This is a genomic window from Rhizobium sp. CG5 (assembly GCF_023701945.1).
Classification (GTDB): Bacteria; Pseudomonadota; Alphaproteobacteria; order Rhizobiales; family Rhizobiaceae; genus Allorhizobium.
The window spans coordinates 99,912-112,873 of sequence record NZ_JABAEF010000003.1; the positions used below are offsets into that span (position 1 = coordinate 99,912).

At 62.3% G+C, this 12,962-nt stretch carries 12 protein-coding genes and 1 tRNA gene; 8 read left to right on the plus strand and 5 right to left on the minus strand.

The window, feature by feature from the left end; translation table 11 throughout:
- Positions 1 to 233: 233 nt before the first annotated feature.
- The 7 genes from HGO38_RS06350 (at position 234) to HGO38_RS06380 (ending at position 8,986) form a co-directional block, all read left to right on the plus strand.
- Positions 234 to 1,820, plus strand: coding sequence for a trimethylamine methyltransferase family protein (locus HGO38_RS06350; RefSeq protein ID WP_250955102.1), 1,587 nt, complete (start codon positions 234 to 236; stop codon positions 1,818 to 1,820).
- A gap of 105 nt (positions 1,821 to 1,925) precedes the next feature.
- A complete protein-coding gene (locus HGO38_RS06355; protein WP_250955103.1) occupies positions 1,926 to 3,032 on the plus strand; it encodes a DNA alkylation repair protein in 1,107 nt (368 codons plus the stop codon).
- A 397-nt stretch (positions 3,033 to 3,429) separates the two neighbouring features.
- A complete protein-coding gene (locus tag HGO38_RS06360) occupies positions 3,430 to 4,842 on the plus strand; it encodes a DEAD/DEAH box helicase (RefSeq protein ID WP_250955104.1) in 1,413 nt (470 codons plus the stop codon).
- A 381-nt stretch (positions 4,843 to 5,223) separates the two neighbouring features.
- Entirely contained in the window at positions 5,224 to 6,633 is a 1,410-nt protein-coding gene (locus HGO38_RS06365; protein ID WP_250955358.1) for a circularly permuted type 2 ATP-grasp protein, read from the plus strand.
- Positions 6,634 to 6,638: 5 nt separating this feature from the next.
- Positions 6,639 to 7,580, plus strand: a complete 942-nt coding sequence (locus HGO38_RS06370; protein WP_250955105.1) for an alpha-E domain-containing protein — start codon at positions 6,639 to 6,641, stop codon at positions 7,578 to 7,580.
- Between the two features lie 26 nt (positions 7,581 to 7,606).
- Positions 7,607 to 8,434: a transglutaminase family protein gene (locus HGO38_RS06375; RefSeq protein ID WP_250955106.1), complete on the plus strand. Its 828-nt coding sequence runs from the start codon at positions 7,607 to 7,609 to the stop codon at positions 8,432 to 8,434.
- A gap of 90 nt (positions 8,435 to 8,524) precedes the next feature.
- Positions 8,525 to 8,986 carry a hypothetical protein gene (locus HGO38_RS06380; protein WP_250955107.1) on the plus strand — a complete coding sequence of 154 codons (462 nt, stop codon included), beginning with the start codon at positions 8,525 to 8,527 and terminating at the stop codon, positions 8,984 to 8,986.
- Between the two features lie 27 nt (positions 8,987 to 9,013).
- Here the strand turns inward: HGO38_RS06380 and HGO38_RS06385 are convergent, their stop codons facing one another.
- Positions 9,014 to 9,421: a MarR family winged helix-turn-helix transcriptional regulator gene (locus tag HGO38_RS06385; protein ID WP_250955108.1), complete on the minus strand. Its 408-nt coding sequence runs from the start codon at positions 9,419 to 9,421 to the stop codon at positions 9,014 to 9,016.
- A 447-nt stretch (positions 9,422 to 9,868) separates the two neighbouring features.
- Between HGO38_RS06385 and HGO38_RS06390 the strand changes: the two genes are divergently transcribed.
- A tRNA-Arg gene (locus tag HGO38_RS06390) sits at positions 9,869 to 9,945 on the plus strand.
- Here the strand turns inward: HGO38_RS06390 and HGO38_RS06395 are convergent.
- The 4 genes from HGO38_RS06395 to HGO38_RS06410 are packed head-to-tail and all read right to left on the minus strand — an operon-like array spanning position 9,916 to position 12,633.
- Positions 9,916 to 11,574 carry a recombinase family protein gene (locus HGO38_RS06395; RefSeq protein ID WP_250955109.1) on the minus strand — a complete coding sequence of 553 codons (1,659 nt, stop codon included), beginning with the start codon at positions 11,572 to 11,574 and terminating at the stop codon, positions 9,916 to 9,918. The genes HGO38_RS06390 and HGO38_RS06395 overlap by 30 nt on opposite strands.
- Complete coding sequence (locus tag HGO38_RS06400; protein ID WP_234625072.1) at positions 11,571 to 11,960, minus strand: HVO_A0114 family putative DNA-binding protein; 390 nt, start codon at positions 11,958 to 11,960, stop codon at positions 11,571 to 11,573. The genes HGO38_RS06395 and HGO38_RS06400 overlap by 4 nt, the downstream gene beginning before the upstream one ends.
- Positions 11,957 to 12,310 carry a toxin-antitoxin system TumE family protein gene (locus tag HGO38_RS06405; protein WP_234625073.1) on the minus strand — a complete coding sequence of 118 codons (354 nt, stop codon included), beginning with the start codon at positions 12,308 to 12,310 and terminating at the stop codon, positions 11,957 to 11,959. The genes HGO38_RS06400 and HGO38_RS06405 overlap by 4 nt, the downstream gene beginning before the upstream one ends.
- A complete protein-coding gene (locus HGO38_RS06410) occupies positions 12,307 to 12,633 on the minus strand; it encodes a hypothetical protein (RefSeq protein ID WP_234625074.1) in 327 nt (108 codons plus the stop codon). The genes HGO38_RS06405 and HGO38_RS06410 overlap by 4 nt, the downstream gene beginning before the upstream one ends.
- Positions 12,634 to 12,962 lie beyond the last annotated feature (329 nt).

Below are 12,962 nucleotides of genomic sequence, written 5' to 3' on the forward strand. Positions count from 1 at the left end.
AAGACAATTCTAGTCGCCTAGGTGTTAACAGATCATTCATCACGTTTGTCATCGGCTTTCGCCACCCGTTGCCAGGCCGACAGGGGCCATCGCCTTGGTGAATCCAGCGCAAGGACAAATCTCGCAAACTGGACAATGTTCCAGGAAAGCCGGGAAGTCGTCGCAAATAGCTATGACGTGGAGTGTAAAAAACTGCCAAAAATCCATGTCGAAGATAAAGCACTGGGTATACTATGAGCGACATTACCACGCCTGTCTTGCCTGAGACTGAGACGCCCGCCCCCGCCGCCGATCGCCGCCGGCGCACCGGTGGACGTGGTGGCGACAGGGTTCGCCAATCGAGCGGCTCGCGCTATCGCCGAATCGTCAACAGCCTGGCGCGCACCGAACTGCTGGATGCCGGCGCGCTCGACGACATCCATGAAGCCTCGCTGACCATTCTGGAAGAAATCGGCATGGATATCATCCTGCCGGAAGCCCGCGCCCGCATGAAGGCGGCCGGCGCCGATGTCATGGAGGGCACGGAGCGCGTCCGCTTCGACCGCGGCCTGATCATGGAGATGATCGCCTCGGTGCCCTCCGGCTTCACCCTGCATGCCCGCAACCCCGAACGCCATGTGGCGATCGGCGGCAATAACCTGGTCTTCGCCCAGATTGCCAGCGCCCCCTTCGTCAGCGATCGCGAAGGCGGCCGCCGCGCCGGCAACCAGGAAGACTACCGCAAGCTGGTGAAGCTCGCGCAATCCTACGACATCATCCACACGACGGGCGGCTATCCGGTCGAACCGGTCGATATCCATGCCTCGATCCGCCATCTCGACTGCCTGTCGGATCTGGTGAAACTGACCGACAAGCCGTTCCACGCCTATTCGCTCGGCCGCCAGCGCAATCTCGACGGCATCGAGATCGCCCGCATCGGCCGCGGCATCTCCATGGAGCAGATGGAGCGCGAGCCCTCGCTGTTCACCATCATCAACTCGTCCTCGCCGCTGCGGCTCGATGGGCCGATGCTGCAGGGCATTATCGAAATGTCGTCGCGCAACCAGGTCGTGGTACTGACGCCCTTCACGCTGGCCGGCGCCATGGCTCCGGTGACCATTGCCGGCGCCCTGGTGCAGCAGAATGCCGAGGCGCTCGCCGGCATCGCCTTCACCCAGATGGTGCGCAAGGGTGCCCCGGCCATGTATGGCGGCTTCACCTCGAATGTCGACATGAAGACCGGTGCGCCGGCCTTCGGCACGCCGGAATACATGAAGGCGGTGATCGCAGGCGGACAGCTGGCGCGGCGTTACGGCATTCCGTACCGCACCTCAAACACCAATGCCTCCAACACCGTCGACGCCCAGTCGGCCTACGAATCGGCCCTGTCGCTCTGGGCTTTGACCCAGGGCGGCGGCAATTTCATCATGCATGCGGCCGGCTGGACCGAAGGCGGCCTGACCGCCTCGTTCGAAAAGTTCATCCTCGATGTCGACATGCTGCAGATGGTCGCCGAATTCCTGACGCCGCTCGATGTCAGCCAGGATGCGCTGGCGCTCGACGCCGTGCGCGATGTCGGCCCCGGCGGCCACTATTTCGGCACCGCCCACACGCTGGCCCGCTACGAGACCGCCTTCTATTCGCCGATCCTGTCGGACTGGCGCAATTTCGAGACCTGGTCGGAAGCCGGCCGGCCGACCACCTATGATCACGCCAACCGGGTCTATAAGGACGCACTGGCCCGCTACGAGCAGCCGCCGCTCGATCCGGCCATCGAGGAAGAGCTCGACGCCTTCGTGGCGCGCCGCAAGGCCGAAGGTGGTGTCGAGACGGATTTCTGACCGGGCGTGTGCCGAATGCCGCGACCTTGACCTCCGCGGCACGGCACCGCACACTTGCCGCCGCCGCATGATATAAGCGGCGCCCGCACGCCGTAAAACGAGACCATGGCCGAAGCCCTGAAACATCTGATCGGCGCCCACACCGCCCGCGACACGGCAGAAGCCCTGTCGCGGGCCTGGCCTGACTTTAACGCCGATGGCTTTCTGCACGACATCCTGCCGCAGATCGAGGCGCGCGAACTGATGCGGCGCGGCCAGTTGATCGCCGAGACCATGCGCCGGTACCTGCCGCAGGATTTTGGCAAGGCCGCTCCGATTCTTGCCGCATGCCTGCCGGACGGCGAACGGCCCGGCCTCGGCGGCTGGGCGCTGCTGTCCTTCAACCAGTATATTGCCACCCACGGCCTCGATCATCTGGAGACGTCGCTTGCTCTGCTCAAGACCCTGACGCCGCATTTCACCGCGGAATTCGGCATTCGTCCGTTTGTCGACCGGGACCAGGACAAAACCCTGTCGATCATTGCCGGCTGGCTTGGCGATCCAAACCATCACGTCCGGCGTCTCGCCAGCGAAGGCACCCGGCCGCGCCTACCCTGGGCGATGCGCCTGCCGAAACTGGTGCGAGACCCGGACCCGCTGCTGCCGATCCTGACCGCGCTGCTCGACGATCCGGAAGATTATGTGCGCCGCTCGGTGGCCAACAGCCTCAATGACATCGCCAAGGATCACCCCGATCTCGTCGCCGATTTCGTCGCCCGGCATACGCCCCACGCCTCACCCGAACGGCTGCGCCTTCTGAAACATGCCTCGCGGACGCTTCTCAAGAAGGGTCATGCCGCCGCCATGGCCAATTTCGGCTTCAAAGTGCTGGACGGCCTGGCAGCAACGCTGGTGCTCGGCAATACGGATATTCCTTTTCCCGGTCAGCTCGATTTCGGCATCACCCTGGTCAATGAAACGACGCTGCCGCAGGTGCTGATGCTCGACTATGCCATCCATCACCGCAAGAAGGACGGCACGATGAGCCCGAAAGTTTTCAAGGGCCGCAGCCTGACGCTCGGCAGCGGCGAAAGCCTGCAACTCGACCTGCGCCACGCCTTCCGGCCGATCACCACCCGTACCTATTATCCAGGCGAGCATCGGCTGGACATTCTGGTCAATGGCATGAGCCTTGCGAGCGCGAGTTTCGATCTCGCCGCTCCCCTTCCATAGGCTCGGCGCTAGGCTCAATCCATCCATCCCGAATGGACGATATCCGGCTTGTCAGACGGTCTCCGCCAGGGCGGCCCGTTGCCGCGGATCGGCAGAGGCTCCAGCAACGCTACGCTGCATTGCAAAACAATCGCTTGACTTTTGACAGCAAAAGCACGACATCCCCATCAGCTTTCATCCTTCCGGCCGCCGCGTGAGCGGCCACGCGAAACAGATCTTCGCGAAGAAGGACAGGAGCGCCCAAGATACGGACTGCACAATGCAGCCGAATGCGCTGGAAGCTATTTTCCAACTTACAAGTTCCCAATTCACGCGGGGTTCTTGACGCCATCAGCAAGCAGGATCGCAAGACCGCGATTGTGCTGGATTGCTTTTGGCGCCCCGAAAGGTATTTGAATTGACCAATTTCGACGAACTTGGCTTGGCCAAGACCATCGTGGCATCGCTGACTCAGCTCGGCTATGAAAAGCCAACCCCGATCCAGGAAAAGGCCATCCCGCTGGTCCTGGAAGGCCGCGACCTGATCGGCCTGGCCCAGACCGGCACCGGCAAGACAGCTGCTTTCGGCCTGCCGATCATTGAAATGCTGATGAACAACGGCGCCCGCGCCGAAGGCCGCAGCACCCGCGTGCTGATCCTTGCTCCGACCCGCGAACTGGTGAACCAGATCGGCGAGAGCCTGCGCAGCTTCGTTCGCAAGACCCCGCTGAAGATCAACCAGGTCGTCGGCGGCGCCTCGATCGGCAAGCAGCAGCTGCAGCTGGAGCGCGGCACCGACATCCTGGTGGCGACCCCCGGCCGTCTGCTTGACCTGATCGCCCGCAACGCGCTGACCCTCAAGCACGTCACCCATCTCGTGCTCGACGAAGCCGACCAGATGCTCGACCTCGGCTTCATCCACGACCTTCGCAAAATCTCCAAGATGGTGCCGCCCAAGCGTCAGACCCTGCTGTTCTCGGCCACCATGCCGAAGGCAATCGCTGATCTTGCCGCAAGCTTCCTCAACAACCCGGTCAAGGTCGAAGTTTCGCCTCCGGGCAAGGCTGCCGACAAGATCGAGCAGTATGTGCACTACGTCACCGGTCAGAACCACAAGACCGAAATGCTGAAGACCTCGATCACCGCCAATCCGGATGGTCAGGCGCTGGTCTTCCTGCGCACCAAGCATGGTGCCGAGAAGCTGATGAAGCATCTCGAACATATCGGCTTCTCCGTCGCCTCCATTCACGGCAACAAGAGCCAGGGCCAGCGCGAGCGCGCCCTCAAGGCCTTCCGTGACGGTTCGATCAAGGTTCTGGTTGCCACCGACGTTGCCGCCCGCGGCATCGACGTGCCCGGCGTCACCCATGTCTACAATTACGACCTGCCGGAAGTACCCGACGCCTATATCCACCGCATCGGCCGCACCGCCCGTGCCGGCCGCGACGGTATTGCGATTGCCTATTGCGGCCCGGATGAAGCCGGTCTGCTGCGCGACATCGAGCGCCTGATGGGCATCGTCATCGAAGTGGCCAGCGGCGAGCCTCCGGCCGATCGTGGCGGTCGCCCGGCCCGTCCCGCCCGTCGTGGCGGTCCAGGCGGCGGTGCAAACCGTGGCGGCCAGGGCGCTCCGCGCCAGGGTCAGGCCCGCTCGGCCCAGCGTCCGCGCGAAGATGGCGAAGGCGGTTTCGACAATCGTCCGGCCCGCAAGGACGGTCGCAAGCCTGCAAGCGGCCGCCCCCAGGGTGCCCGTCGTCCCGACCAGGGTCGCGGCGCATCGTCTGGCCGGCCTGCCGGCGGCCAGCGCGGCCCGCGCCGCAGCGAAGGCTGAGTTCGCCAACCCGGCGATTCGGGGTTTCGTGAGTTGAACCATTCAAGGGCCGGCGGACTTTCCGCCGGCCCTTTTCGTTGTGCCCATGCCCGCCATGACGCCGTTTTGTCACCATGACATCAGCGCCAGCGCTACTGCGCCAAACTATCAAATTTTCAGCAAATGCATACGAATGAAGCAGGCGCATCCATAGGGTCTATTCGAAAGCCCGAAAATGATGCAACTTATTCGAGAGCATCAATGGAACAATTGCCGCCGGCTGCGCTTAATGCCTAAAAATACGGCTATTTTCGCATGCAAGAATAATTGCCTCCAATTGCGCATGGTTCTTGCATTGCCCATTGCATTGTATTCATATGAGAAAAAAAGGGGATGGCGCCATTGATCTTTGATGAAATGATAAGTGCGGACGACAGCCCGCGAGCGCCTTACAAGAACTACCACGATTGGTTCGCCAGTCAGGATCGGGGCCACCTGATCGCCAAGTCCAGGGATGCGGAAAACATCTTTCGAAAGACCGGCATCACCTTCGCCGTCTACGGGCATGCCGATTCGGCCGAAAAGCTGATCCCGTTCGATATCATTCCCCGCATCATTGCCGCCCGTGAATGGCGCAAGCTCGCCCAGGGCATCGAGCAGCGCGTGCTGGCGCTCAACGCCTTTCTCGACGACATCTATCACAAGCAGGAAATCATCCGCGCCGGCCGCATTCCGCGCGAGCTGATCGAGAAGAACGATGCCTTCCTGCCGGAGATGATCGGCTTCCGGCCGCCGGGCGGCGTCTATACCCATATCGTCGGCACCGATATCGTGCGCACCGGCGAAGACGAGTTCTACGTGCTGGAAGACAATGCCCGCACGCCCTCCGGTGTCAGCTACATGCTGGAAAACCGCGAAACCATGATGCAGATGTTCCCCGAGCTGTTTCAGGTCAACAAGGTGCAGCGCGTCGAGGACTATCCCTACCTGCTGCGCCAGTCGCTGGCCTCGCTCGCCCCTCCCGGCTGCAAGGGCAAGCCGCGCGTCGCGGTGCTGACCCCCGGCATCTACAATTCGGCCTATTACGAGCATTCCTTCCTCGCCGACATGATGGGCGTCGAGCTGGTCGAAGGCTCTGATCTGCGCGTCATCGACGGCAAGGTGAAGATGCGCACGACCCGCGGCTACGAGGCGATCGATGTGCTCTACCGCCGCGTCGACGACGATTTCCTCGATCCGCTGACCTTCCGGCCCGATTCGACGCTCGGCATTCCCGGCATCATGGATGTCTACCGCGCCGGCCACATCACCATCGCCAATGCGCCCGGCACCGGCATTGCCGACGACAAGGCGATCTATTCCTACATGCCGGAAATCGTCGAATTCTACACCGGCCGCAAGGCCATTCTCGAAAACGTGCCGACCTGGCGCTGTTCGGAGCCCGACAGCCTCAAATATGTGCTCGAGCACATTGAGGAACTGGTGATCAAGGAAGTGCACGGCTCCGGCGGCTACGGCATGCTGGTCGGCCCGACCGCCTCCAAGAAGGAGCGCGTCGCCTTCGCCGAAAAGCTGAAGACCCGACCGAGCAACTATATCGCCCAGCCGACGCTGGCGCTGTCCACCGTGCCGATCCTCGTCAACAAGGGCATCGCGCCGCGCCATGTCGACCTGCGCCCTTACGTCCTCGTCTCCGACAAGGTGCAGATCATTCCCGGCGGACTGACCCGCGTGGCCCTGAAACAGGGCTCCCTGGTGGTCAATTCCAGCCAGGGCGGCGGCACCAAGGACACTTGGGTACTGGAGGATTGAGGCCTATGCTCGGAAGAACTGCCAACGGCCTCTACTGGATGTTCCGCTACATCGAGCGTGCCGAAAACATCGCCCGGCTCGTCGATGCCGGACTTCGCATGTCCCTGACGCGCTCCGGCGCCACCGATGACGACTGGGCCGGCGTGCTGCAAAGCGCCGATGTCTCCGAGGGCTTTGCCGCCGGCCACGCCAAGGTGACGGCCGCCGACGCCATCGATTTCCTGCTGCGCGACCCGTCCAATCCCTCCAGCGTCATGTCCTGCATCGACTCTGCGCGCAACAATGCCCGCATGGTGCGCACGGCGCTGACCCGCGAGACCTGGGAAGCCACCAACGAATGCTGGATCGACCTGAAACAGATCCTGGCCCGCAAGCTGAAATCGCCCGACCTGCCCGAGGTGATCGATGCCGTCAAACGGCGCGCCGGGCTGATCCGCGGCGCCTTCCACGGCTCGATGCTGCGCAACGAGATCTACAATTTCGCCCGCATCGGCACCTTCATCGAACGGGCCGACAATACCAGCCGCATCCTCGACGTGAAATATTACGTGCTGCTGCCGGCGGTCACCCAGGTCGGCTCGTCGCTCGACAACATGCAGTGGGAATCGATCCTGCGTTCGGTCTCGGCGCATCGCTCCTATCGCTGGATGTATGACGGCGAATACCGGGCCTCCAACATTGCCGATTTCCTGATCCTCAACGGCCAGATGCCGCGGTCGCTCGCCTATTCCTACGAGAAGATCGTCAGCAATCTGGGCTATATCGGCAAGGAATATGGCGAGCAGCTGCCCGCCCATGCCACCGCCGACAGCATCCAGAAAACGCTGCATTCGACCAGCATCGGCCAGGTCATGGATTACGGCCTGCACGAATTCCTCGATAATTTCATCGCCCGCAACAATCAGCTGAGCCAGGAAATCACCGAAGGCTATCGCTTCTACAGTTGACCGGCGACAGGAACGGAAAGACACACATGCGGTTGAAGATCACCCACACGACGGAATACCGCTATGACGAGCCGGTGCAGTATTCCCTGCAGCGTCTGCGGCTGACGCCGATCGCCGGCCCCGGCCAGAATGTGCTGTCCTGGAACATCGCCGTCGACGGCGCCACCGTCGAGGCCGGCTATAACGACCAGTTCGGCAACCATGTGCATCTCGTCTCGACCGAGGGGCAAAGCCAGAAGGTGCATATCGTCGCCTCCGGCGAAGTGGAGACCGAGGATCGGACCGGCATGTTCGGCGCCCATATCGGCTTCTGCCCGCTCTGGCTGTTCCTGCGCGACACGCCCCGCACCAAGGCCGGCAAGCTGACCCGCGAGCTGGTGAAAGGCCTGCCCGCCGGCGAGGAACTGCCCCGCCTGCATGCGCTGATGGACCTCGTTCATCAGACGGTCGCCTATCTGCCAGGGATGACCGACACCGAGACCACCGCCGAACAGGCGCTGGAGGCGAAAAGCGGCGTCTGCCAGGATCATGCCCATATCATCATCGCCGCCGCCCGCCTGATGGGCATGCCGGCCCGCTATGTCTCGGGCTATCTGATGATGGAAGGCCTGAAAGAGCAGACCGCCACCCATGCCTGGGCGGAAGTGCACCTGCCGGGCCTCGGCTGGGTCGGATTCGACGCGGCCAACAACAATTGCCCCGACGACCGCTATGTGCGCATCGCCACCGGGCTTTGCTATTCCGATGCCGCCCCGGTATCGGGCATGCGCATCGGCCTGGCGATCGAGGACATGACGGTGGCCGTCACCGTCAAGGACCAGACCGGACAGAGCCAGACCCAGACCCAGAGCTGACATTTCCCACTGTCCGCCCGTTGCGCGCATGGAACCGGTAAGCCCGGCGCCACGTTGACCGGCTATGGGAACCGGGCAAAGGAGAGCGGGATGCTGTTTGGACAATCGCTGTTTCAGTCGGTTCTGCAACGTCTTGAGGACGAGGCGGCCGAAGCGGCCGACGACGACACCAGCCCAAGCCACCGCATATCAGGCCTTGGCAGCGGCTTTGTCTGGGAGAGCGCCGCACCGTCCCCTGCCGATGTCGAGCGCACCCGCGATCTCTATCTCGACCTGATGCCGGAAGAAACCGCGCCGCCCGAAGAACCGGCCGCCGTTGCCGAGCCGCCGCCGATCATGCCGGACCATCTTGCCCGCACCGCGCCGATGCAGGTGGCCGAGGACCTGGCCCTGTCGCCGGCCGACACGCTGCAGATCCTCACCGAGAAACGCCGCAGCTTTGCCCGCGCCAACCATCCGGATGGCGTGGCGGATCCCTTCCGCGACAAGGCGACGAGGCGCATGCAGATCGCCAATCTCCTGATCGACGAGGCGATCGCCCGGCTGGGCTGAGGCGGGCGAAGACTTGTATCACTGGTATTAATCGTAGAGACGCTGCAAGAGGCCGATCAGCTGGTCGCGGGCCTGCACTCCGCCGAGCTTGGCGATCAGGCGGTCTTCGTGGTCTTCCCAGATCGGTAGGATGGAGCGCAGGAACGCCTCGCCCTCCGCGGTGATATGCAGCGATTGCACCCGGCGATCGACATCCGACTTGCGCCGCTCGATCAGCCCGCGGTTTTCCAGCCCATCGACGATGGCGACGAAATTGGCCCGCTGGATTCCCAGGCTTTCGGCCACTTCGCTTTGCTTGAGGCCGGGATTGCGCAGCAGGATCATCAGCACCGCGAAATCCGAGGGCCGCAGATCGCGCGAGGCAAAAGTTTCGTTGAAATCCTGGAACACCGAGAGCTGCGCCCGGCGAAGCCGATAACCGACTGCATCTGCCATTACTGATAAATCCATAGTCACTCCGGGGCGACCAGGCCCCTCGGGTTCGTCTGATAGGGTACGACGGTGTTTTATGGCTGCCTCCTGCTCCGAATCGCCAAGAAGGAGCATAGGCTTCGGAATATTTGCACATTGTATAGCACCGGCAGGAGAGAACAAGTATTCGACAGCGATTACTGCGCTATAGCCCCAAGTTTGCGAATACTCGCCATGGCCATCCTCTGAAAACCCGCCAGGACCGTCGCCATGGCACAACACCCCCTGCAGGCCCCGCCGCAGGACCGAAGCGTCTCCGCCACTACGCATGAAGGCCGAGACGGGCAGCCAGCCGCCGCACCGGAGATTACCACCCCATCACCACATTCCTGCATTTTACACATTGAAGCCGGCCGAAGACTAGGCTATGAACCGCCAGGTCAGCTCGACGGTTCGCCCGTCGTCACGGATGCACCCGTAGCTCAGCTGGATAGAGTGTTGGATTCCGATTCCAAAGGTCACAGGTTCGAATCCTGTCGGGTGCGCCATTTCAGTACAGAACTATGAACGCCGAATGCCGCCGATTTTACGCTTGAAGCGGCCACGAGCGTTCGAAGCAGTTCCGATTTCGATCCCATGATCCGAATTTCAGTATCAGCGACCTCGACGCGCTGCGCCAGCGCGCGCAGGTGATCCCGCCGATAGCCGCCACCTTCAAGCCGCAATCCGTTGCGGGCCTCAGCGGCCAAGGCGTCGATCATGTCCACCGTGATCGCCTGATTTCCGGCGCTGTCGAGCGTGGCCTGGGTACGGTCGGCGTCGGCTAGCGCCTGATCTCGTATCGCCTTGAGACCCGCCATGCGCTCTTTCAGCACCGAATCGCTCAGATCGGCGAGACCAGCTTCGATCGCGTCGTAGAGTCTGTTGAGCCGCTGGTCGGTCTCCGTGATTCGCCGGTTGAGTTCGGCGAGATGCTCACGACGGCGTTCGGCACGTTCCTCGCGGCGGCCGAGCAGGCTGATGAGGATGGTTACCAGCCGCTTGGGCTGGAGCAAGCGTTCTTCCAGATGGCTCGCGACCAGATCGTCGAGCTTGTCCATCGGGAAGGAGCGACCTTCACAGCCGGTTTTGCCCTGCCGCGCCTTGGTCGAGCAGGTATAGTAGCGATATGTGCCGCCCGCGCTCCCCCTCCCGGTGCGGAGCGTCATCGCCCCTCCGCACTTGGAGCAAAAGCAGATGCCAGTCAGAAGGGTCGGCCCGCTGGTGACGCGAGCCGGCACCAGCATGGGATTGCGGGATTTCAGCTTCGCTTGCACCGATTCGAAGGTTTCGCGGTCAAGCAGCGGTGGGACCGCCATGATCGCGACTTCGCTTTCAGGCTTCTTCTCGCGGTTCTTGTGCAAGCGCGTATTGAACCTGTGCTCGCCGATATAGGTCGTGCGGGTCAGGATCGCATGGATTTGCGCGAGGCCCCAGCGCCCGCCATCACGGGTGAAGATACGACGTTCGTTAAGATAGCAGGTGATCGCCTTGACGCCGAGCGGGCCGGTCTTGCCATCGCCTTCGAGGAACAGCCGGTAGATCAGCCGGACTGTTTCGGCGTGCAGCGGATCGATCTCCAGCTTCTTCTTGGTCTTCGAGCCGCGCTGCTCGGCCGCGACGATGCGATAGCCGATCGGCGGTAGCGCGCCGTTCCAGAAGCCCTGTCGGGCATTCTCGTTCATGGCGCGCAGGACGTGCTTGGCGTTCTCCTTGGACTGATACTCGTCGAACAGCGCCATAATCTGCCGCATCATGACGTGCATGGGATCGTCGCCCATCTCCTGCGTGATGGAGACGAGCTTGACGCCGTTCTTTGCCAGCTTGCGGACGTAGAACTCCAACTCGAAGTGATCGCGGAAGAAGCGCGAGAAGCTGTGAACCACGACGACATCGAACGGCGCGGGCTTTGACGTGCCCGCTTCGATCATGCGCTGGAACTCGGGGCGACGGTCATTGGTGGCTGAAGCACCAGCTTCCACGAAGGTTTCGACGAGCTGATAGCCGCGCGAAGTGCAATAGGTTTCGCCCTGCTTACGCTGGTCGGGGATCGATACGTCATGCTCGGCCTGTCGCGTCGTCGAGACGCGCAGATAGAGCGCCGCGCGCTGCACGACATGCGGACTTTGAATGTTCATGGGCGGCCTCCCTTCGCTTCGCGCCGTTCGAGCAAGGGCAGTTCCAAGGCTACCCGGTCATGCAGCACCTTCGGCACGACCTTTTGACCTTCGCCGGGGTCCATACGGACAAGGCCGTAGCTCGCCATTTTCTTCAGGGTTCGGGACAGGTTAGACTTGGCCCGTCCGGTGATCTGCGACAGCTCCTCCAGCGAACCGGGCGCTTGCTCGTCGATGACACGCAGTAGCTCGCGATTTCCGCTGGAGAGGATTTGCGCGAAAGATTCGGTGGAGGTGAACCACACCTTTGGATCATCCGCCACCGGCTTTTCCTCGCCGCGCGCGATCCGCATGGTGCGGGCCTTCATTTCATCGTAGTCGGCAATCCCGACTTTCAGGGTGGTCATAGCACGCCTCGCTCCTTTAACACCGCGTCCACCACCTGCCAGAAGTCGGCCAGCAACGTGGCCGCATCCTCGTAGGCGTAAGGCTTCGCGGTCTGGAGGCGGTGACGATGGTCCATCGGCTCGCCGCGTTTGCCCCGGCCGACAGGATGGGCGTTGTCAAAGCCGACCAACCGTTCGCCCGAAGGCCCGTGAAGCGTGAGCGAGTAATCGAGGCCATGCGGCTTTTCCGATGACACCGGAATACGAGTGATGACGAACTTCACCCAATGACCGCCCTCGGGGTCGACAACGAGCACCTGACCGTCGAGGTCGAGAAGCGTGTCGAGGCTCGGGTCACGATCCTCGCTCATGGCTTACTGTTATCATCAGAAGATAATTGATGCAAGTCCCCGGAATCAGGAGGAACATCAAGGGGGCCGAACAATCGGTCGAGAACATCGCCGAAATAACGCTCGAAAATATCCACCTCGGCTTCGGTAACAGGAACGCGCTCCGGCCAGTCGTCGATGACCGGCAGCTTCTCGACATCGAAGGTGTCAGGCGACAGATTGCGGCGTCGCGGAGCCGGCGGCGGTGTCGTATCGTCGCCGTAGTCGTAGAGATCATCAGGAAGCGCTTGCGGGACTGGCCGCCGTGGTCGTCCCCTTCGGGCGCGGGAGTGTTGCGCGCACATGGAATCCTCCGTGGTTCGCTGGTGGAGTCCGGGTGTCGGGAAACCCCGGAATTAGGCGAAGCATGGAGGGGGATGGGCGGCGCGTAGCGTGCCGCATTCGCCCTCGCGCGTTGGCGGCACCCCAGAAGGCCGTGATCCGAACGTGACGATGTCGTGGATTGGGAGTAGCTCGATGAAGCTCAGTCCGATGGCCAAGACTGAGGCCATAGCGCTGCAAAAGCCGTTGCGTGGTGAGGATACCGCCTCTCCCATTGCAAGGGCGACGGTCGTGGCCAAAGTCGCGTTTGCAATGCGTAATCTAAAACGCGCGGACATCTGCTAGCAGATGG

What these genes read in the sequence shown, in the direction of transcription:
- HGO38_RS06350 (WP_250955102.1), top strand. Translation starts at nt 234, where the DNA reads ATGAGCGACATTACCACGCCTGTCTTGCCTGAGACTGAGACGCCCGCC.
- HGO38_RS06355 (WP_250955103.1), top strand. Translation starts at nt 1,926, where the DNA reads ATGGCCGAAGCCCTGAAACATCTGATCGGCGCCCACACCGCCCGCGAC.
- HGO38_RS06370 (WP_250955105.1), top strand. Translation starts at nt 6,639, where the DNA reads ATGCTCGGAAGAACTGCCAACGGCCTCTACTGGATGTTCCGCTACATC.
- HGO38_RS06375 (WP_250955106.1), top strand. Translation starts at nt 7,607, where the DNA reads ATGCGGTTGAAGATCACCCACACGACGGAATACCGCTATGACGAGCCG.
- HGO38_RS06380 (WP_250955107.1), top strand. Translation starts at nt 8,525, where the DNA reads ATGCTGTTTGGACAATCGCTGTTTCAGTCGGTTCTGCAACGTCTTGAG.
- HGO38_RS06385 (WP_250955108.1), bottom strand. Translation starts at nt 9,421, where the DNA reads ATGGCAGATGCAGTCGGTTATCGGCTTCGCCGGGCGCAGCTCTCGGTG.
- HGO38_RS06395 (WP_250955109.1), bottom strand. Translation starts at nt 11,574, where the DNA reads ATGAACATTCAAAGTCCGCATGTCGTGCAGCGCGCGGCGCTCTATCTG.
- HGO38_RS06400 (WP_234625072.1), bottom strand. Translation starts at nt 11,960, where the DNA reads ATGACCACCCTGAAAGTCGGGATTGCCGACTACGATGAAATGAAGGCC.
- HGO38_RS06405 (WP_234625073.1), bottom strand. Translation starts at nt 12,310, where the DNA reads ATGAGCGAGGATCGTGACCCGAGCCTCGACACGCTTCTCGACCTCGAC.
- HGO38_RS06410 (WP_234625074.1), bottom strand. Translation starts at nt 12,633, where the DNA reads ATGTGCGCGCAACACTCCCGCGCCCGAAGGGGACGACCACGGCGGCCA.